General features: G+C 69.5%; 13 protein-coding genes and 3 tRNA genes. 7 read left to right on the forward strand and 9 right to left on the reverse strand.

From position 1 onward, the window contains the following. Positions 1-297: 297 nt before the first annotated feature. From ACFY3V_RS08435 to ACFY3V_RS08445, 3 genes are all read left to right on the forward strand, one after another. Positions 298-582, forward strand: coding sequence for a hypothetical protein (locus tag ACFY3V_RS08435; protein ID WP_350944884.1), 285 nt, complete (start codon positions 298-300; stop codon positions 580-582). Positions 583-670: 88 nt separating this feature from the next. After that, entirely contained in the window at positions 671-1,066 is a 396-nt protein-coding gene (locus ACFY3V_RS08440) for an OsmC family protein (RefSeq protein WP_362905013.1), read from the forward strand. A gap of 480 nt (positions 1,067-1,546) precedes the next feature. After that, positions 1,547-1,623, forward strand: a tRNA-Lys gene (locus ACFY3V_RS08445). Positions 1,624-1,785: 162 nt separating this feature from the next. Here ACFY3V_RS08445 and ACFY3V_RS08450 read toward each other — a convergent pair. Both ACFY3V_RS08450 and ACFY3V_RS08455 read right to left on the reverse strand, forming a co-directional pair. Further along, on the reverse strand, positions 1,786-3,558 hold the full coding sequence (locus ACFY3V_RS08450) for a protein kinase (protein ID WP_389771343.1): 1,773 nt from the start codon (positions 3,556-3,558) through the stop codon (positions 1,786-1,788). A gap of 6 nt (positions 3,559-3,564) precedes the next feature. Next, positions 3,565-4,968, reverse strand: coding sequence for a DUF4407 domain-containing protein (locus tag ACFY3V_RS08455; RefSeq protein ID WP_362905017.1), 1,404 nt, complete (start codon positions 4,966-4,968; stop codon positions 3,565-3,567). A 305-nt stretch (positions 4,969-5,273) separates the two neighbouring features. Here ACFY3V_RS08455 and ACFY3V_RS08460 point away from each other — a divergent pair, with 305 nt between their 5' ends. The 4 genes from ACFY3V_RS08460 to ACFY3V_RS08475 are packed head-to-tail and all read left to right on the forward strand — an operon-like array spanning position 5,274 to position 11,387. After that, positions 5,274-6,740, forward strand: a complete 1,467-nt coding sequence (locus ACFY3V_RS08460; protein WP_389771347.1) for a hypothetical protein — start codon at positions 5,274-5,276, stop codon at positions 6,738-6,740. Then, complete coding sequence (locus ACFY3V_RS08465) at positions 6,737-7,756, forward strand: hypothetical protein (protein ID WP_389771350.1); 1,020 nt, start codon at positions 6,737-6,739, stop codon at positions 7,754-7,756. Before ACFY3V_RS08460 ends, ACFY3V_RS08465 begins: the two co-directional genes overlap by 4 nt. A gap of 20 nt (positions 7,757-7,776) precedes the next feature. Continuing rightward, on the forward strand, positions 7,777-9,699 hold the full coding sequence (locus ACFY3V_RS08470) for a hypothetical protein (protein WP_389771353.1): 1,923 nt from the start codon (positions 7,777-7,779) through the stop codon (positions 9,697-9,699). A 14-nt stretch (positions 9,700-9,713) separates the two neighbouring features. Continuing rightward, positions 9,714-11,387: a hypothetical protein gene (locus ACFY3V_RS08475; protein ID WP_362905025.1), complete on the forward strand. Its 1,674-nt coding sequence runs from the start codon at positions 9,714-9,716 to the stop codon at positions 11,385-11,387. Between the two features lie 145 nt (positions 11,388-11,532). Here the strand turns inward: ACFY3V_RS08475 and ACFY3V_RS08480 are convergent, their stop codons facing one another. The 7 genes from ACFY3V_RS08480 to ACFY3V_RS08510 form a co-directional block, all read right to left on the reverse strand. Beyond that, positions 11,533-14,337 (reverse strand): hypothetical protein, encoded by a 2,805-nt coding sequence (locus ACFY3V_RS08480; RefSeq protein WP_389771356.1) that lies wholly within the window; start codon positions 14,335-14,337, stop codon positions 11,533-11,535. Next, the gene (locus ACFY3V_RS08485) at positions 14,334-15,632 is read right to left on the reverse strand and encodes a CHAT domain-containing protein (RefSeq protein ID WP_362905082.1); all 1,299 of its coding nucleotides are present in this window, start codon (positions 15,630-15,632) and stop codon (positions 14,334-14,336) included. Before ACFY3V_RS08485 ends, ACFY3V_RS08480 begins: the two co-directional genes overlap by 4 nt. A gap of 5 nt (positions 15,633-15,637) precedes the next feature. Next, a complete protein-coding gene (locus tag ACFY3V_RS08490) occupies positions 15,638-17,398 on the reverse strand; it encodes a hypothetical protein (RefSeq protein WP_389771359.1) in 1,761 nt (586 codons plus the stop codon). Next, positions 17,395-18,330, reverse strand: a complete 936-nt coding sequence (locus tag ACFY3V_RS08495) for an AAA family ATPase (protein ID WP_362905031.1) — start codon at positions 18,328-18,330, stop codon at positions 17,395-17,397. The genes ACFY3V_RS08490 and ACFY3V_RS08495 overlap by 4 nt, the downstream gene beginning before the upstream one ends. Continuing rightward, positions 18,327-18,761 (reverse strand): CU044_2847 family protein, encoded by a 435-nt coding sequence (locus ACFY3V_RS08500; RefSeq protein WP_389772183.1) that lies wholly within the window; start codon positions 18,759-18,761, stop codon positions 18,327-18,329. The genes ACFY3V_RS08495 and ACFY3V_RS08500 overlap by 4 nt, the downstream gene beginning before the upstream one ends. Positions 18,762-19,502: 741 nt before the next feature. After that, positions 19,503-19,579 (reverse strand) — tRNA-Gln (locus ACFY3V_RS08505). A 17-nt stretch (positions 19,580-19,596) separates the two neighbouring features. Further along, a tRNA-Lys gene (locus tag ACFY3V_RS08510) sits at positions 19,597-19,669 on the reverse strand. Between the last annotated feature and the right edge of the window lie 99 nt (positions 19,670-19,768).

Here is a 19,768-nt window from a genome sequence, read left to right on the forward strand (position 1 = left end):
CCAAGTCCGGTCCCGGGACCGGCGCGGGGACGAAAGCCGGTGCGGGGACGGAAGCCGGGCCGGGGACGGAAGCCAGGTCGGCGGACATGATCGACGAAGTGGCCCCATGACTCTGCGAGACCAAGATCATCTTAGCTGGGGCCGTGGTCGACGGGCGGAGAACGCCCTTCGGACGTTCATCGACATGCTTTCGCGGCGCCACCACGGGAAAAACGCCGCCCCGGCCGACGCGCTGACGGTGCATACCGTCAATTGCGCATGATGGTCATATTCTCGGGGCAGAAGGGGCGTGAGGGGGTGGGTCTGTTGGAAACGGACGAGCTTGAGACGCTGTCGGCCCAGGAACTGCATGATCGCGCGGTGCACTACGCCGTGCACCACGGAGATCTCGGCTTTCTGTGGGAGTTGCTCACGTTGATCCCCGCGGCGAACGCGTCCACGGGCAGCGAGGCTGAGACGACCAACGACCTCAGCAAGGTCTCGGCCCTGCTCAGCGACGCGATGGCCTCGGGCCACGGAGAGCTGGGAGAGGCGTTGCGGCCGTTCTACATCGAATACCTCTCCAAACATCCCGAAGCCTGAGGCGAGTCCCGTTCCCGCCTCAACCCGGACGTTCCTCCGCCTGCGAGCCTCTGTAGGGTGATCGGCAGGTTCTCAGGGGAGGGACGCCATGGCACAGGTGAGAGTGGAGCGGACCGAGGACGGGTTCGTGGCGCGCAACGACCGCGGAGCCGAGGTCGCGATGGGCGGCGGTGACGAGCAGGGGGTGTTCACCCCTGTCGAGCTGCTGCTCGCCGCGCTCGGCGGCTGCAACATCGTCACCGTGGAGCCGCTCACTGCCCAGCGCGGCCATCGCCTGGTCCGCCTCGCCATGACCGTCCAGGCCGAGAAGATCGAGACGTCCAGGCTGGGGCCGATCACCATCACCTACGACGTGGAACTGCCCGAGGGCGACGAGAAGGCCGCCGAGGTCCTCCGCGCCGTGGCCCACCGCGTCGAGGAGAAGTACTGCACGGTGAGCCGCGCTCTGAAGGACAATACCGAGATCAACCTCGAACTCCCCTGACGACCCCCGCCGGGTGCCCCAACCGATGCGCCACCGACCCCGAACCAATGCGATCGCCTCCCTCGATGGCACGTTTCCCCGTGCCCGCAGGGCTGACGGCGCTTCGGTGATACCGGGTCAAGGTTGGGTGTAGGCGCAAAATCAACCTTTGGATGACGCGCCCGTTGCATTTGACTAGGTAGTGTTGTTGCAGGTCGAGGGGTCTGCGAAGCCCGGGGGGAGCGTTGCAGAGACTTTTCACCGGATAAGAACGCGAGGGGGATCGCGTTCCTGAGCGGAGCCGCCCGAGTCTTGGGGGAGACAACGGCAAAGCCCGCGAAGAGGCCGGGGCCGGACAGTTGGGGGACTGTCCGGCCCCGCGTCTGTTCAGCGGCGGGTCCGGATCCCGGGTGACTCACGGGCGGATCCGCACAGGGTCCGACCGGGATCAACCGGGGTGCGAGCGCGCTGAGGCTGCTGCTAGAGTTACCTCCGTCGCAAGCGCCGCTAGCTCAGTTGGTTAGAGCAGCTGACTCTTAATCAGCGGGTCCGGGGTTCGAGTCCCTGGCGGCGCACCACCGGCTCAAGCCGATGACCTGGGCACCTTCCGCATCGCGGAGGTGCCCTCAGTCATTTCCGGCCTCGCCTGGCGCCACCGGGCCTTCATCCGGCCGTCGTCCGGTGCTTATCCGGCTTCCACCAGACCTTCACCCGGTCCTCACCCGGCCGTCGTCCGGCGGTCACCTCCGGCCACCACCCGGGTTTTCCGGAGGTTCCCCTCCCCCGCGCGGCCGTTGCTCCCTCGGCGGACGCAGGTGGCGCAGGACCTGAGCGCGTACGGCGTCGTCGAGCCCGTTGAGCAGGCGGTCGGCACGGCCGTCGGAGGAGGATCTGAGCAGTCCGGCGATGATGGCCGGGGGCAGGTAGCCGAGCACGCCGCACGCCCTTTTCGCCGGCATCGTCTCGATCAGGCGGATGGCGAGCGGGCCCGCCGAGAGGGCTCGGACGATTCCGGCCGTGGTCCGCGTGTCCGTACGCGCGAGGATCTTCGCGGCCTCACCGGGGGGAACGGCGCCCAGCAGGGCGCCGCCCCGCCCGGGGTCGACGTGGCTCAGTGCCTGGCCGGCGCGGGCCGTTCCCATCGCTCGCAGTATCGCGGCGGCCTCCTGAGGCTTGGCCGCCATCACGTTCAGCACGGCGCCGCCGGTCCTCGCCGGAGCCGCGCCGAGGATCGAGGCGGCCCTCGCCGCGGACAGTTCCAGCAGGATCGCCGCCGCGACGCCCGGTTCCATCCGGATCAGCACCCGCTGGACGGCCTCCGTGGGAAGGCGGGCGAGCAGCCGTGCCGCGGATGAGGTCGCCATGGCGCCGAGAACCCGTGCGGTTTCCGCCGGATCCAGCCCTCCGAGGTCCACGGACCTCTCCGGCGTGCGATCCGCGACCGCGGGCACGGGGCGGCGCGAGGGGGAGTGGGCGAGGTGGGGGGAGGGAGGTGAGGGGATCGCTTCGCGACGGTGCGGCGGAGGCGAGGGGGTGAGGTCGGGTGGGGGAGACGCGGGGGGCGCCTGGTGACGGTGCGGTGGAGGTGGGGGAGAGGCGGGGGGCGCCTCGCGGCGAGGCGGTGGAGGCGAGGGCGTGAAGCCGGGAGAAGGGGATGCGGGAGCGGACCGGGATCGGTGCTGCGCGGGGTGACCCCGAGGGGCGTCGACGATCGACCTCAGAACCTCCCTGAGCTCCCGGGCGTCCATCCGCCGCTCGGGTGCCTTACGCAGCAGCCTGACGACCGCGTCGGACAGTGCCCCCGTACGGGTGAGGGGGGGAGGGGCGTCGAAGGCGATGGCCTTCATGGTGGCCGGCACGCTGCCGCGGAGGAACGGGGAGTGGCCCTCCAGGGCGTGGAAGAGGGTGACGCCCAGGGACCACAGGTCGGCGGGCGGCCCCGAAGGGAGGTCGTTGATCCGTTCGGGCGCCATGTACTCCAGGGTGCCCGCGAAGGTGTTCTGCGAGGTGAGGCGGCCCTCACCGACGATGTGGGCGATGCCGAAGTCGACGAGGAACACCTCGCCCTCCTCGCCGAGGAGGATGTTGGCGGGCTTCACGTCACGGTGAAGCACGTCGGCCCGGTGCGCGGCGGTCAACGCGGCCAGCACCCGCCCGCCGATCTCGGCGGTCCGGCGCTCGTCGAGGGGGCCGCGCTCGATCAGGTCCTGGAGCGAGTGGCCCTTGACGTAGGCCATCACGATCCAGGAGAGGTCGTCCTGCACGACCACGTCGTAGACCTCGACGATGCCGGGGTGCCTGATCCGCGCCGCGGCCCGCGCCTCGCGCAGCACGCGCCGGCGGCGCACGGACAGGGACTCTCCGTTCGGTGACAGGACGAGCTCCTTGAGCGCGACGCGGCGGCCGAGCATCTCGTCCTCGGCGAGCCACACGTTGCCCATCCCGCCGCTGCCGATCACGGACAGGAGCCGGTAGCGGCCGTTGACCACGCGGCCGTTCGTCTCGGGGGTCACGCAGGATCAGTCGTCGTCATCGGGGAACAGCTCGATCCTGCCGGGCCGCTCGCCCGCGGGGCCGCCGCCGGAGTCGGATCTGCGGAACACCCGGGTGTTCGGCATCGCGCGCAGCATGTCGTCCTCGGCGGAGTAGAGGTCGCCGTCCGGGGTGCGAGGGTCGGTCATCCGCGCGGTGTTCGACGGCCCGGCCGGAGTCTGCACCCTGTGGGCGGCGCGTAACGGGTCTGGCTCCTCCCAGATATCCCATATCGATGCGGGGTCGTCGTCGGGGTCCTGCCGCGTCGCGGAACCCGGTGAGGGGATGGCGGAACCGAACTGGGAGCTGTAACTGTCTCGCGCGTCGCGGAACTCCTGCTTCGCCGCGAGGTTGAGGATCTTCTCGTAGTTGCCCGGCTTCTGCATCAGCTTGACCGCGACCGGCAGGCACTCGATCAGCAGGAACAACAGGATCAGCAGGAGGTGGGTCAACCTGAGGGTGATGTCCTCGCCGGACACCTCGTTGAGCGCCTGCAGCCGGATCAGCAGCCCGCCGGTGGCGCGGTTCTCCGCGTCGAACGCGTTCTGCAGGTCGCTCTGGCGCCGCACGGCGGCGTCGAGCGACTCCTGGGTCTTGGGCAGTGCCTGCCTCGCCTGGGCGAGGCGCTCTGACCTGCTGTTCTCGTCCGTGGCGGTGAGCTCCGCCTTGCGCTCCTCGATCTGCCGGTTGAGCAGGTCGACCCGGCTCTTGGCCTTCTCGTACGTTCTCTCACTGGCCTGAGCGAGGGGGCCGTTGCCCTTGCGCGGGCACGTCTTGCCGCCGTAGAGCTGGCACTGCCACTCGTCGTAGAGCTTCTCGGTCTGCTTCTGCTGGGCGTCGCGCTCGGCCGTCAGTGACTTGACCTTCGGGTCCTTGGCGGGATCCAGCGGGACGTCGCCCTCCGAAGTGATCACGTTCTGGAGAGCGGTCACCTCCTTGCGGAGGTCGTCGACTTCACGCCCGACGCTGCCCGCGCTCTGCCGCGTGGCGAATTCGTTGGCGCGCTGCTGTTTGATCTGGACGATCTGCGCGTCGATCTCGGATTTGAAGATCTGCAGCACCAGCGGGGTGGAGATGACGATGCCGAGCAGCACGGCCATGAGGATCCGCGGCAGGGCCACCCGCCAGCGGCGCGACCCGTCGGCGTGCATGGTGCTGACCAGCCAGCGGTCGAGGCTCATGATGGCGAGGCCCCAGACGAGGCTGGCGGGGATGGCGATGAGGAGGGAGACGCCGAGCGCGGAGTTGAGGGCGAACGTCATCGACACGACCGCCAGCACGCTGGTGGTGAGCACCGCCCCGCCGATGCCCTCGAACTTGCCCTGCTCGGTCGGGCAGAGCTTCAGGATTTCTGGGCGTGCGCCGGACAGGGCAATCAGGAGTGTCCTCATCTATTCCCCTTCCGAATGGCGCTCGAACCGGCGGCTATGAACTTTAGGTCACGAGCGCGGGGCGTCGCCATGACATGGACACTATTATAATTCCGTAAGGTGTGATTCCTTATACCGCAGGGAAATCAAGCCCGGGGAGCGTCCCGGAGATGATCATTGTGAGGCCGTCGCGACCTTGACAAAAGGCGGAAAGGGAATTACGCCGCAGATGTTCGGGAATTCGCCGGGGGCTTCGGGAGGCGGGCGGAGTCGTCGCGCCGACGGTGCTCCGTGCCTTTCTTCAGACGCGTTACGGAGGCCATCAGGTGACCGAGCCGGGTGAGGTTCCGCTCCGCAAGGCTCTCGCCGGGGCGGTCGCGGGACTCGACGAGTCCGGGGGGCTGACCGTGGTGGAGGTGGCCGCCGACGGCATCACCACGTTCCACCTGCGCCGCGACGACCTGGGCAGGCCGCGCTGCCGGTTCACCCCGGTGATCCCGTGGACCTCTCTGTCGGGGGAGCGCGGGCGCGATTTCGCGCGGGGCGACCTCACGTGGCAGGACCCCGCGCGGCGTGATGCCGCGAGGCAGGACCCCACGGAGGAAGCCGTCCTCCGCGCCGCGGGCGTCCACTCCCATGACGTGCTGATCCTTGTCTGCTCCTTCCCCGACAGTCCTCTGGCCGGGCAGGCGATGACCTGGCTGCACGCGGCGTGTCCGGAGGCGATGGCCTTCGTCCAGGCGGACGTGCGGGTCGACGCGCTGCTGCGCGAGGTCGTCGGGAACGACCCGCTGGACCGCCCGTACGAGCTGGTCGTGCTGAGGCGGAGCGCGGTGACGGGTGGGCTCGAACTCGCCGCTCACCAGCTGTTCGGCATCGGGGCGAGGCCCGGCGCGGTCGCCGAGGTCAGTGCTCGCTGCGAGGCGGGTGACGAGAGGGGCACCGCGTTCGCCGTGGTGGCCTGGGGGCGGAGGCCGCTGCTGCTGTCGGTGCAGTCGGCGAGACTCGTTCCCGGCCTTCACGATTTCACGGTCGAGCTGGAGAGACCCGGCCGGGTCCGTTTCCTCGGTCTGCCGGGGCTGGTGGACGACGACCGCAGCTGGGCCGACCTGGTCGAGGCGGTCCCGCGCCGGCTCGACCCCCGGGACGGCTCGCGGCACCTGATCTGCGCGGTGGAGATCAGCGGTGCTCCGGGTGACGTCACGACGCGGCTCGACCGCATCCGTCAGATGATCACGAGGATGTCCGCGGACCCCTCGGGTTTCCTCCGGGTCTCACTGGTCGCCTACGGTGCGCACTCCTACGACCGGAGGGTCCCCGAGGTGAAGGTCGAGGTCGCGGACTGGCTGGCTCCTCCCGGGCAGGCCCTCGCCTCGCTGTCCCGCCTGGAGGAGCGCGACCCGGCGCCGGAAGGCCACCCGCACGGTGCGCAGCTGGAGGACATGCTCGCCGTGGTGGCCGGCCGGATCGGTGAGGGAGAGGCCCAGCGGACGGTGCTCCTCACGGTCGGCGACCGGCCGCCGCATCCGGCCAGGGTGAACGGGACGATCCTGCCCTGCCCGTATCGCCACGACTGGCGCGCGCTGCTGCGCCGGCTCGGACAGCACCCCGGCATCGCGTTCGGAGCGATCTGCGACCGAGACGTCGGAGAGGCCGACCCCGTCTGGTCCCGCCTGGGTGCCACCGCGCTGACCTGGCTGGACGCTCTGGACATCCGAGAGTTCGGTGCCGAGCTCGGTCTGACGGCGCCTCAGGACCAACCGATCCCCTTCCCCCTGATTGAGGTGCCATGACGAACATGTGGAGCGGGCAGCGCGTGGCTCCCGACCTCGGATCCGAGCGTTCGCTGCCCAACATCGCGATGTGGGGCGCTCCGGGCAGTGGGAAGACCACGCTTCTCGCCGCGCTCAACATCGCCCTGCTCCGCCAGGAGGGCGACTGGAGCGTCGTGGGCGCGGACGCCCAGTCCACCAGCTTTCTGACGGAGAAGACCACCGCGCTGTCGCGGGACAAGGTGTTCCCTCCGGCGACGCAGGGGCTGGACAACTACAACTGGTTCCTGGTGGGGCAGCACAAGCGGCGTACACGTTGGTTCCGCAGGTCGAGAACGCCCCGTGCCCTCAAGATCGGCATCAATCTCCTCGACCCGCCCGGCGGGGCGTTCGGCAACCAGCGAGGAGGCGGCGCCTCCCAGCAGGACCTGCTCCGCAACCTGGTGCACAGCAGGGGCATCGTCTTCCTCTTCGATCCCATCAGGGAGAACGAGGACGGTGACGCGTTCGAATACTTCTACGGGGCCCTGGCCCAGCTCGCCGAGCAGGTGATCGCCGGATCCGCGGTGACGGACGGCAAGCTGCCGCACCATCTCGCGGTCTGCATCACCAAGTTCGACGACTTCAAGGTGCTGGAGACGGCGAAGCGGCTGAGGCTGCTCACGACCGACCCCGAGGATCCTTTCGGGTTTCCCCGGGTGGCGAACGACGACGCGAAAGAGCTGTTCCAGCAGCTGTGCAGGGTGTCGGCGAGCGGAAACGCGGATATGGTGCTGAATGCTATTGGGCGATTTTTCCGTGAAGACCGAATTAGGTACTTTGTCACGTCATCGATTGGTTTCTATGTCGGTCCGAAGAACAAGCTCTTCGACATGGACGACTATCAGAACCTTGTTCCGACGATTTCCCGGCCGGTGGACGGTGAGCCGGCCTCCGAGACCCGATACAACACCGAGATTCGGATACGCGGTGAGGTGCGTCCCATCAATGTGATGGAGCCGATGCTCTGGCTCGGACAGCGGATTTCCGCGCCGTAGCCGATCAGGAGGACTGGCCGATGAGCACGGTGCGACTGCCGTTCGAATGGGCGGTCGGGGGAAAGCCCCCCGGCAGCGGTGACGACTACCGGATCCTCGCCTGCAGCCAGGGGCTGCTCAGCCGTGACGACTTCGAGGACATCAGGACCGTCTACACGATCGGCACTCCCGAGGAGCTGCCCCAGGTCGTGATCGCATGGGTGGGCAGCGGGGACGACGCGCACCTGGTCCTGGCCATCCAGAGCTGGTCGGACGAGGAGGACAGACGGCACCGCAGGATCGCCCGCACCCACTACTTCTGCCTGCCGTACGCCCACATCGCCCAGCCCGCCTTCCCCGTGTCCTACGAAGATCTCCACCAGGCCCTCGGGGGGGTCTTGCTGCCCACGGAGAGGCAACTTGTCGTCTCCGTTCCCGAGCTCGACTCCGGCGCGGTCGCGGCGAGGATCGACCGGACGGCCATCTACGCGGCCGCGCTGCTCATGACCGGTCAGCACGTCTGCGTCGTGGGTGGTGAGGCCGTTCCGATGATCGAGCGTCTGCGATTCCTCGACACGGTGGCCGCGCTGCTCCCGTACGGCATGCGTGCGAGGCTGACGGCGTCGACCTGGGCGAGCAGCACCGCCGACCACAAGATCAGGCTCGCGTTCACCCAGCACGTCCCGGCCGGGACATACCCGGTCGTCTGGGGACGGCCGGCGGAGATCCCCGATCGGGAGGAGGACGCGTACCGTTACCTCACCCTGCTGGCGCGTCACGATCCGGACGCCGATCTGGTCGGCTGGCTCGCCTCGCGGACCGAACCGCTCACGTTCGGCAAGAACGGCAGGGCCCGTGCGCTGGACCTCCTACGGGGGTTCAGACCCTCCCCGCCCGCACTCACGCCCCCGCCCGTGTCCCCGCGCGCTCAGGACTCGGTGGAAGGGCTGCTGACCGAGTGCGCCGACGTCCTCGAACGCGGCGGGACGGCCGAGATCAGGGGTGTCCTCGAAAGGTTGGGCGACGTTGTCTCAAGCCGAGGGGTGGCGATCTCGGACGACGAGCGGGCCCTGTACCAGAAAATCATCAGGGACCGCCGGCTGCTGCCGCCGAAGGACGGTCTGCCCGAGGAACTGCGGGCCTACCTGCTCGCGGTGATCCAGATGGCCGGACACGGTCCGCCGGCCTCGTCCGCGCCGCGGACGGACGAGGTCGCCCGGGAGGTGGCCCCGCCGGTCAGGGTGTCGACGACGGCGATCGTCCACAGGCCCTCTCCCGATCCGGTCGCCTCCATGAAAACGGCGCACGACCAGGGTAGGGAGGAGCTGGAGGAGATACTCAGGCCACTGCAGACCAGGGACCTGGTCGCGATGGCCGCACGGCAGCCCTACGACATGCGGGTGATGGAGATCGCCTGTGACGAGCTCGTCAGCCGGGGGGGCGGCCATGCCGAGGACCATCAGATCGCCGAGGCCCTGCGCGAGCACGGTTATCTCGCCGACGCGATCAGCGGGCTTCATCCTGCCGGAGACCAGGCCCGGTTCGAGAGGCTCTACCGCTTGCTGAGGGCGGCCTACGGGCAGGAGTTCGGCCCCAAGCAGTTCGAGGAGGTTGTCCGTTCCTCGGGCTGGCAGTCGGCGCCGCTGTTCGCCACCGCGGCGTTCCTGTTCGGCAAGGGCGCGGGAGACGCCCTGAAGAAGTCCGCCATCAACCTCGTGCGCGATTCGGGACTCGACCGCAAGGTCATCGAGGAGATCGAGAGGTCGCTGCTCGAATCCGAGTCGGGTGTGGGCCACCTGATCGCGGCCGATCCGCCGAGGAAGGAGCGGAGGCAGTGGTTCGGGCGCGGACGCCGAGGCAAAAGGGCCGAGTATCCCGTGCCCCCCTTCACCCTGTACTCCGTGATCGTCGCGCTCATGATCATCGCACTCGTGGAGCTCTTCCTGCTCTTCCCGGACTTCTGAGTGGGAGGCCGGCCATGCCGATAACCGTCGAGTGGGCGCTGTGGGGCATGTCCCCCGGAAGCAAGGGCCTGCCCGAGGTCCTGTCCTGCGGTCAGGGACGGATCCCCCGCTCGGGCTTCTCCGAGCTCGTCGAGCGGTACGCGATGACGACCCCCAGGCAGCTTCCCCAGGTGACGATCGCCTGGGCCGGCGCCGCCGAGGACGCGCACATCTTCCTCGCCGTCCAGGAGTGGTCCGGCACGTTCGACGGGTTGGGCCGGGAGATAGCGGTCACCCGCTGCTTCTGCGTGCCCTACGCGCAGGCCGCCTTCGGCCCCGTCTCCTACGAACGGCTCTACCGGGCGCTGAAAGATCAGAGACCGCCGGACGGCGGTCCGCTCGTCATCGACCCGCCGGCACTGGACGCCGAGGTCACCGCCGAGGCCGTGGACCAGACCGTCATCGGCGCGGCGGCCCTCCTGCTCACCGGGAAAAAGGTCTGCGTCGTCGAAGGCGGCGGAGTGTCGCTGCTCGACCGGCTCAGGTTCCTGGACACGGTGGCCGCGCTGCTCCCGTACGGCTTCAGGACCAAACTGATCGCCTCGACGTGGGCTCCCCTCGCGACCGGTCACCGGAGCAGGCTGTTCTTCGCCGACCACCCCTCTGAGAACGCGCTCACCATCGCCTGGAAGCAGGAGGTGAGCGTTCCCGAGAGCCATCCCGTCGCCCACCGCTACCACGAGATGCTGGCGAGCGGGATGGAGAAGGGACTCGCCGGGCTGATCGCGCGGTTCGCCCGCGACACCGGGCAGCGGAGGTTCTCCACGGAGGACCTGGAGGTCGTCCCTTCGATCGTCGAGTCCGGTGGCGAGCCCTCCCACACGTCGATCGACGACCTGCTGATCGCCTGCGCCGACAGCATCGAGGAAGGGCAGGTCGGCCTGATCCCCGATCACCTGGCCAGGCTCGACGCGCTGCGGGGTTCGGCCGCCGTGAACGGCGGCGTGCGTCGCCGCCGCAACATCGTGAGCGACCGCCGCCTCCTGGACAGGAGTCCCGTCCTGGTCCCGTCGGTCCAGGAGCATCTCTACGACCTGGTGCTGAGCGTGGCCTACGGGCCCAAGCTCACCGTGGACGGGCTTGAGCAGATCCTCAGGGACGTGGATCCGGTTCCCGCACGGCTCCTGACCGCGCTGTCCCGGATGCCGGTGGCCGATCCGGCCGTCACGGTGCGGCTCGCCGGCCGCCTCGACCCGCGCCGGTCCGCGCCGGCCCTCGCGTCGCTCTCCGTCGAGAAACTGGTCGAGGCGGGAGAACGGGAGCCGATCGACACCTCCGTCGTACGGCTGGTGTGCTCGGAACTCGCGGCCCGCTGCGCCAAGCCCTCACAGCGGGCCGGCATCGGCACGACGTTGCGGGGCCGCGCACGTCTCAGGGCCGCGATCGAGCGGCTTGAGGGGACCGACGCGGACAGCCGGTTCGAGAGATGCCTCGTCCTGCTGGTGGCCGACTACGGCTCGTCCATCGACTCCGACGAGTTACGGGAGGCCTTCACCTCTCATACCGAGGTGTTGCCGGCGCCGCGGCTCGCCGCGCTCGCACTGCTGTGCGACGCCCCCGCCCGCCAACTGCTCGCGCAGCTCGTCTTCCGCGAGCTCCTCGTCCAGGGGGGCATCACGTCAAAGACCTTCGAGAAATTCCAGCTCTAGCGATGACATCCCGGAGGATCCCGATCCGTCGCGCACGCACGCTCCCCTGTCACGGAAGCAGCACGCTCCCGCGCCGCCTCGGATCACCTACCGCGCACGCCTCCGGCCTCGGACCGGGGAGAGAAGGACCCCGGAGCGCTCCGCCTCACGGCTGCGCCAGCCAGAGGAAGGGCTTCTCCACGTCGATCGGATGCACCTCGCCGCGTACCCGAACCTCGCCGGCGGGGTGGGCACCGGATTCGGTGGAGGAGGCCGGTTGGCCGCCCTCGGGTCCGAGGGCAGCCGGAACGATGTTCTGGTAGTCCTCCATGTCGAAAAGCCTCTTCCTGGGATCGAGATAGAAGCCGATCGACGAGGTCACGAAGTATCTGGTCCGGTTTTCGTGGAACAGACGACCGAGGACGTTGGGAAACATGCCGGGGTACACGTCCGACAACCCGCACAACTGCGTGAACAACTCCTCGGCGTCCTCGCCGACCACCCGGGGAAACCGGAAGGGGTCCTCGGGGTCGGTCGTGAGCAGCCTCAGCCGGTTGGCCGTCTCCAGCACCCTGTAGTCGTCGAACTTGGTCACGCAGACCGCGAGACGGTGCGGCAGGCGACCGGTCTCGTCGAGAGGCAGGCCGAGCTTCGGCAGCGTCCTCAGGAAGAAGCCGGTGGCGTCGTCCCACCCGGATTCGCGGAGGGGGTCGAAGAGATAGATCAGATCGTCACAGGCGGCGAGCCATCGTGCCATGTCCTCGCGCGGCCTACCTGAGGTGGTCATGGAGCCGAGGTGGAGGACGACGCCGGTCTCACGGCGCCCCATTCCCATGAAGCCCCGGGACAACCGGCTCGTCCGGATCGTCACCTCCGCGTCGTCCAGGTCGGCGCTCGCCGGGGGGAACCTGCGTTCCCGTACGAGGGCGTCGGTGAGTTCGACGAGCCGAGCGGCCGCCGCGCTGTCGGCACCCAGCACCGACAGGCCGGAGTCCTGGCGCAGGACCGCCACGCTGAGCGCGCCGAGAAAGGCCGACTTGCCGCTGCCCACGGCGCCCAGCAACCCGATGCGGCGCACGATGTGTTCGGGGTCGGTTGCCAGGTCGCGCCCGGCCGCGGTCACGCGCGTGAGCACGGGACTCCCGGCGGACGCGACATTTCGTATGGCCATCGCGTCCACGAGGGCGGCGGGGTCGGCCCGCCGCAGTTCCACGGAGTGGTCGGCGCCGATCCTTCGCAGGTGAGGGGACACCCGGCCGGGTGGGGCGTCGGTGACGGCCATGAGACGCACCCCGCGCTCGGCGAGCCGATCGGTCAGTTTCCGGTGGTCGTAGCGGTTCGGGCAGGGAAGCGCGGCGTCTCGGCTCGCCCTCGCCGGGTGGGGCGGTTGCCCCGCCAGCACCAGCAGGACGACGGGCCGGTCCTGCTCATCGGGGGGAAGGCGCTCGTCGATGTAGTGCAGCGCGTCCTCCAGGGGAGCCGCCCCGGGGAAGACCTCCGACGTCGACTCCAGCTGCGCCAGTGACTCCAGGGCGTCCTCGGCGGGTTCCAGCCAGGAGCCGGTGACCACCGGCCGGCGCCCGTCGCCGCGGCGCTTGTAGTCGTGGTAGGTGTAGCCGACGACCGCGACGTTCACCTCGCCGGGGTAGGTGACCGCGAGCCGTTCGATGATGTCCGCGGCCAGTTGCCTGCGTCGCTGGACCGTCTCGTGCCTCCCGGACATCTCGATGGCGAAGATCACGTCTGCCCGCTTCGGCGGCACGGGAGCGGGACGCGCGTCCATCTCATCCATCAGGTAGGCGGCTTCGTCCAGGAAATCGATGCCGGCAGGCGGCGAGGCACCGGTACCGGGGTACGACGCGACGGGGTCAGGCACGAGAGCGGGGCGTCCCCAGAGGTTCGGGCCGTTCATCCGGTCCGGACCGCCCGGTCTGCTGCCGGGCGCCTCGGGCAGCTGTCCGGGAAGCAGTCTGTTCACCTCCCGCATCGTGATCGCCACCCCGCCGCCGAGGTCGTCGGCGGAGGTGACCATTCCGACGACGGCCGCGTAGCCCGGCGACCACACCGGGGCGCCGCTGAGGCCGGGATCCAGCCGATGGCCCGGGTCGGCGGTGAGCGTGACGTTCCCGTGGGCGAAAGCGGGATCCATCATCCCCTTGACGATCACACTCCGGCCCTCGACGTCGACCGGCCCCTCCACCAGCCACCGCCGCCCCACCAGGTCGTCCGCCTCCTCCAGCCGTAGGGGCGCCGAGACCACCTCCGCTGAAGGGCGCTCCGCGAGCAGCAGGAACGCGGGGCCGCCCGGAGACGTCGCCGACGGCGCGACCGAGGTCCCCACCGAGACCACCGAGGCGCCGTAGCGACGCGTCGGAGTGTTCGCCCGGGGAAAGGTCACCCACAGCCGTTCCGTGGAGCGGTGGCCGGTGTGGGCGACGAGATGGGCGCAGGTGAGCAGCCGGTTCTCGCCGACGAGGACTCCGGCGCCCACCGGCCTCGGATCGTCTCCCCGATGGATCGCGGCGATCCAGGTCCTCTCCCGCCTCGTCCGGTCTCCGGGCAGGGGAATCCCGGGTGTCGCCTGGAGATCGCCCCGGCGGTCCTCCCCGGGCGGGAGCGCGGTGATGCGCACGGGCAGCATGTCGGTCCTCACGGTGGCGCCCCTCTGGGTGCTGAGGCTGAGCCGGAGCCTGTGGTCCCCGGCCTCTCCCCGCGCGGTCACGACGAACCTGGCAGGCCCGTACGTGCCACCGAACCGGTGCAGGATCACCGAGATGTCGTCCACCGACTCGACGGCGACCCGCTCCCCGCCGTCGAGCATGCAGCTGAAGACGAACTCCTCCTCCCTGTACGGCCACTCGTCTCCGGGACGTGCGAGCCTGAGGTCCACCGTGACCAGATACTCCTGGCCCACCGTCATGGTCCGGGGCCAGCTGACCAGCGGCTCCAGTTGGATGGTGGGCGGACTCACCGGGTCTCCTCGCGTGGCGTCGGCCTCAGGGTGGTCTCCGGGCTTCCGAAGTACGCGTACATGAAGGCGTAGAAGAACGGGAGCAGCTTCCCGACGGCCTCCTTGTCGTCCTCGTCAAGGTCGTCCCCGATCGAGGCCGACACTCTTCTCCGATGGTCGCGCAGGGCCACGGCGACGGGCGTCCCCGGGTTCTCGGAGAGCGCGTCGAGCAGGCTCTTCGCCAGGTCGTACCCGTGTTTCAGGCCGACCTCTCCCATGGTCCCGATGAACCCGGAGGCCCCGGCGTCGAGGAAGACCCTGGCGAAGCTGCGCAGGACGGTGTTGTCGAGGTCGGGATCGACCCTCTCCCTGGCGGAGTGGCAGGCGTTGAGGAAGACGAGCCCACCGGCTCGTTCCAGGCGGAGCAGGTCGCGCGCGTGGACCTGGCGGAGACTGATCCCGCGCTTCGAGTCGCGAGAGCCCTCAAGGAGTTTGATCTCGGCTCCCAAGGAGGGCTTGTCGGCGTTCCCGTATCTTCCGTGGCAGGCCACGTAGACCAGAGAGACGGGGTCGCCCTCCGCGTCCAGGAGATTCAGCAGGTCCTTGAGGGTGACGTCCGTGGTGGTCGTCCGGAATCGATCCAGCAGGGCGCGGTCGTCGGACATGTCGGGAGCGACGTAGGCGAGGATCTCTCCGGTGCAGTCGGTCACCGCGGCGGGCGGTGTCCCCACCGAGCGCGCGATCGGGAACAGCGCGCCCAGCCACTCACCGGCCAGGCCCCTGTCACGGTGCCGCAGCAACTCCCAGGGGAGGTCGTAGCCCGTGAAATCCTCGATGATCATGCGTACGTCGTCGCCGTGCGCCCGGCGGATCGCGGAGATGAAGCCTTTGAGACCCTCGCTCGCGTCCTTGGACCAGCTTCTGAGGCGCCAGAACGTCTCGACCGGAGACTCCCCGCCGCTGCCGCGACGGATGAGGTCTCCCAGGGCGAGCTTGGGAGGCCTCACCTGCTGCGGCTGTCTCTGGTAGGTGAGCGCGATGCCGCAGCAGCAGATCCCCGCGAGCCCGTAACTCTCCCTGCCGGTGCCGCTCTCCCGCCACACGTTCAGGCGGGCGGTCCTGGGGGGCAGACCGGCGGTCGGGTCGACGGGGGTGGAGGGAAGGACGGTCGTCGTGGAAACCTCCGCCCCCGGGGCGTCGGCCGGTGCCTCCGCCACCCCGGGATCCCCGGGGGGCCGCGGACGCGCCGGTCCGGCGGCGTGCGGGTTGAAGGGACGTCCGCCGTTGATCAGTGCCCTGCGCAGCCCGTTCGGCATGCCGCTCACCGGGGTTCACCGCCGTGCTGGAGCCGGGCACCGCAGGCCTCGGCCAGCGCGCGTGTCAGGGTGGCGCCCGGCCGGGGCCCGGGATCGAGGACGACGGCGTGGATCCGTTTCATCCTGCTCAGTTCTCGTGCCATCGCCAGCGCGTCCTCCACTCCCTCCCTGCCGACGAGATCGGGCAGCTCACCCGTCGCGCTCGCGCGCAACGGGATGTTGCCGCGCCCGTCGGTGACGATGACGAGCAGCACGTCGTCGGCGGGCACCCTCCCCAGGTGGAGCCGGTGGCGCAACGTCTCGACGGCGAGGTCGAGCCCGTGCGCGAGCGGGGTGCAGCGGCCGACGGGCCGTTCCAGGGCTCGTACGACCCGCGGGTCGAGCAGGCTGGACGCGCTGAATCGCTGGGCGCGGAGCTCGTTGGCGACGCCCGCGGCGCCGACCTCGATCACGCAGACGGCCGCCCTGCCGGTATAGGCCCACTGCAGATAGGGGGCGAGGGCGTCGAGCCAGTTCCAGCCCGCCCTGCACGTGTGGTCGAGGACGAGGACGAGGAGCCTGGCCGGGTCGGCGCCTCGGCGATGGACCCTCAGATCCGGTGGGATCAGGTGCAGGGGATGCGGGGGGCGCGAGTAGTGATCCTCGCACCGCCGGGCCTGCAGGGGAGCGGCGCCGAGGATGGTGGCGACGATCGCCAGGTCGCCGAAGGCGCCGGGGCGCGATCCGATGGACCTGCCGTGGCTCGGCCGTGAGGAGGAGTGCCGCGTCGCCTGGGAGCGAAGCGACCCCGGATCCCGTTCCGGCTCGATGTCGTCCTCCGGGTAGGGGCCGCCGAGGTCGGCGGGCGGGGCGGGGCCCGGAGCGAGCGGCTCGGCGGGAGCCGGGGAGACGACGTCGAACCCGTCCGTTCGCGCCCGCGGGGACCGCTCCTCCCTGTCGCGCCGCCGTCCGGCCCCTCCGCCTCCCACGGTGGCGTCCCCTTCCTGAACGCCACCGCCGGGGCCGGAGTCGTCGCCGTGACCCCGGCCGCGTGGTGGAGGGAGACGCAGGAGTGACACCGCTCGCTCGACGTCGGCGTCCGTGGTCCGCGCACGGCCGTCGAGGGTCGCCAGCGCCCGGCCGATCCTGGCGAGGGCGAGGTCTCGGCGCGCACCGGCCGTGCCTGTCGCGGTACGGCCGACGATTCCTGTGACCACCTCGTCGGGTACGGTCGCCGGTCGGCCCTCGGCCAGCGCGCGACGCCACTCCTCCGACGGGGGGTCCAGGTCCGCGGAGAGTCCTGAGGCGTCGATGCGCAGCGGGAAGCGGTCGAGCAGATGCGGAGGGATCCGGCCGATGTCGGCGCGGGCGCAGACGGCCACCCACCGGCTTCGCGGTGCCCAGGTCACGCCGAGCCCTTCGCGCTCCAGGTGGGCCACGTCGGTGTCCAGGAGGGTGAGCGCGGCCCGCTGCCCGGTGAGCGAGAGCTTCGCGAGATCGGAGACGAGGACGGTGAGAGGAGGAGCACCGGGCCTGTCGACCAGGGGACCGGGGGAGACGCCGAACGTGGGCCCGGAGGACAGGCCGATCCACGCGCTGTCCGCGACGGCCGACGCTCCCAGCACGTACGGGTGGGGGTTTCCGAGGAGTGAGCCGAGCCACTGCCCGATGTCGAGCAGCAGGGCGGGCTCAAGGTCGAACAGGAGCACCCCGCGAAGCCGTGGATCGAGCGCGGCGCACGCCAGGGCGTACCTCACTCGCGACGCGGTCGGCATGGCCATGGTCACCCCAAGATGATCGTGTCCAGCTGGTCTCGCTCCTTGGCGGTCCACTTGATCGACTCTCCGTACACCGCCTCGGGAAGGCGGTGCGCGAGGGCGAACTCGGCGACGGCGCGGACGTCGTCGGACGTGACGGTGCCGTGTCCGTCCAGCGCCGCTCGCGCTCTGGCGGCGAGTGCCATCACCTTCTCGCCGCGGTGTCCGGCCACCTCGAACTTCGCCGAGATCCGGGAGCAGAGGCCGAGGATCTCGTCCGGCATCTTCACCTCTCCCACCCTCGCCCTGGCACGGTTGAGCCGCTTTCTTATCTCCCGATCCTGTCTGGCGCCGTTCTCCAGCCACGAGGAGTCCGACTTGGTGATCTCCTCCTCGAACCGCAGGACCGTGCGGAGGATCTCGTGCCGCTGCTCGGCCGCCGTCTCGGCACTCACGGGCACCAGCAGGCCGAACCGGTCGAGAAGCTGCGGGCGCAACCACCCCTCCTCCGGATTCATGGTGCCGACCAGGGTGAACCTGACGGGGATCGTCGGCCGGTCGAGCCCTTCCCGATGGACCACGAGCACGTTGGTCGAGGTGACGTCCAGGATGATGTTGACCAGGTGGTCGTCGAGGAGGTTGACCTCGTCGATGTAGAGGAGGCCCTGTTTGTCGGCGGCCTCCAGCAGGCCCGGCTGCCGCTCGGTCCTGCCCGTCATCAGCGCGTCGATGCTCCAGCCGCCCAGCACGCGGTCTTCGGTGGCGTTGATGGGCAGCGTGACCGGAAGCTCGCCGTAGGCCATCAGGCTGAAGGACCGCACCGTGGTCGACTTCGCCGTGCCGCGCTCGCCGCTGAGCAGCACACCGCCGATGCCCGGGGCGACGAAGGCGAGCTCCAGGCATCGGAGCAGGTCGGCCTGTCCGACGACGTGGCTGTAGGGCAGAATCCGCACCTTGGTCATGGAGCCGGCTTCCTCCAGCGCAGCGTCACCATGATCTGTGCCCCCGAGCTCAACTCCACGATCTTCGCGCCGACCTTGCCGTCGACCTTCACGGCGAGCTGCATCTCGAACTCGTCGGGACGGGCCTTCTCCTCCATGGCCTCGATCTGGTTGCGCGCCTCGTGGGCGCAGTTCGCCACCATCTGAAGTGCCTCGCTGAACAGGTGGCGGCTGATTTCCAAGGGCTTTTCCAGTGCCCCCCGGGTGTCGTCGTCGTAGATCGAGGCGTGGTCGTTCGTCTCGAATTCGTCGAGCTCTATGTTGATGACCCCGTGACCGGAGGCATTCGGAGCCGCCACCACAACCATGAAACCTCGCAGGAGATCGATGTTGTTCGTTGTGCCGCCTGACAGGCCACTGATTCTGCCGTAGATACCGGCGTGCGTCACCATATCCACTGATGTGCTTTCTTTGGAATACGGCTCGGTTGATTCTCCCGCCGTCGGTCCTTCGGATGAGATGTCTCGATTCCGGCGGGTGAGGGCAGGGCTTTTGTGTCGTCGCAGGTCGTGGAGGTGTTCGCTCCCTCGGGGAGTCGACCGTCCCGCCGTGGTCGGATCCGGTGGACCGGCCGCGTTTCGCGGCCCTCGCGCGTGCCGGAGGGTCGCCGATGTGAAGCCGTGTCAGTGCGAGGTCGCGAAGATCTGTGAGGCGATTTAGGTAGAATGGTATGAAATATCATTCTAATTCTGGTTCGGTGCTGAAGGGAGGGGAACGGGGGTCCGGCGTCCATCTCCGATCCTGCGCCGACGCGTGACCGGAAAGTCGCCACCGCCTCGTCGCCGTATGACCGGAAATCTCGCGAAGGCGCCGTCGACGCGCGGCCGGAAAGGCCGCCTCGATTCGGCGGATGTGCGACGGGAAAGCCTGACCCGGCCGGATCCGCCTTTTCTGGAATCCTGTTCTTTCGCGGCAGGATCTGTCATTCGTCGAGTGGTGCCGTGAGGTTCGACCCGTGTTTCCACGGTGCGCGGTAAGGAGGGGACCCGGTCGGCTCCTGGCTCACCTGCGAGAAGAAGTCCGGTCTCGGCGGTGGGGATCGCGTGAAGACCCGCTCGTCCACCACTTCGCCGGAGGCGATCTCTGTCCGGTGGAGGGGGCGACACGATCGGTGCCCGGAGCGTTCGGTGGAAGGCCTCGTCGGCCGGGCTCGAACCGGCGTCCACCCGGTCCCAGAGCCGGGCGCTCTACCACTGAGCTACCACGAGGCGCATCCATCGTGCACGGCACCGCCGGCCGGGCTCGAACCGGCGTCCACCCGGATGAAGAGCCAGGCGCTCTACCACTGAGCTACAGCGGGCCGCGCCTCAGTATGACCGTTGCCACCTGGCGGACGCCACCGGTATTCCGGCATATCGGTGGCGCCGACGGGCCCGCACCGGCGCTCACCCGATCCGAA

This window comes from Streptosporangium sp. NPDC000095 (assembly GCF_042899335.1).
In the GTDB taxonomy this organism is placed as follows: domain Bacteria; phylum Actinomycetota; class Actinomycetes; order Streptosporangiales; family Streptosporangiaceae; genus Streptosporangium.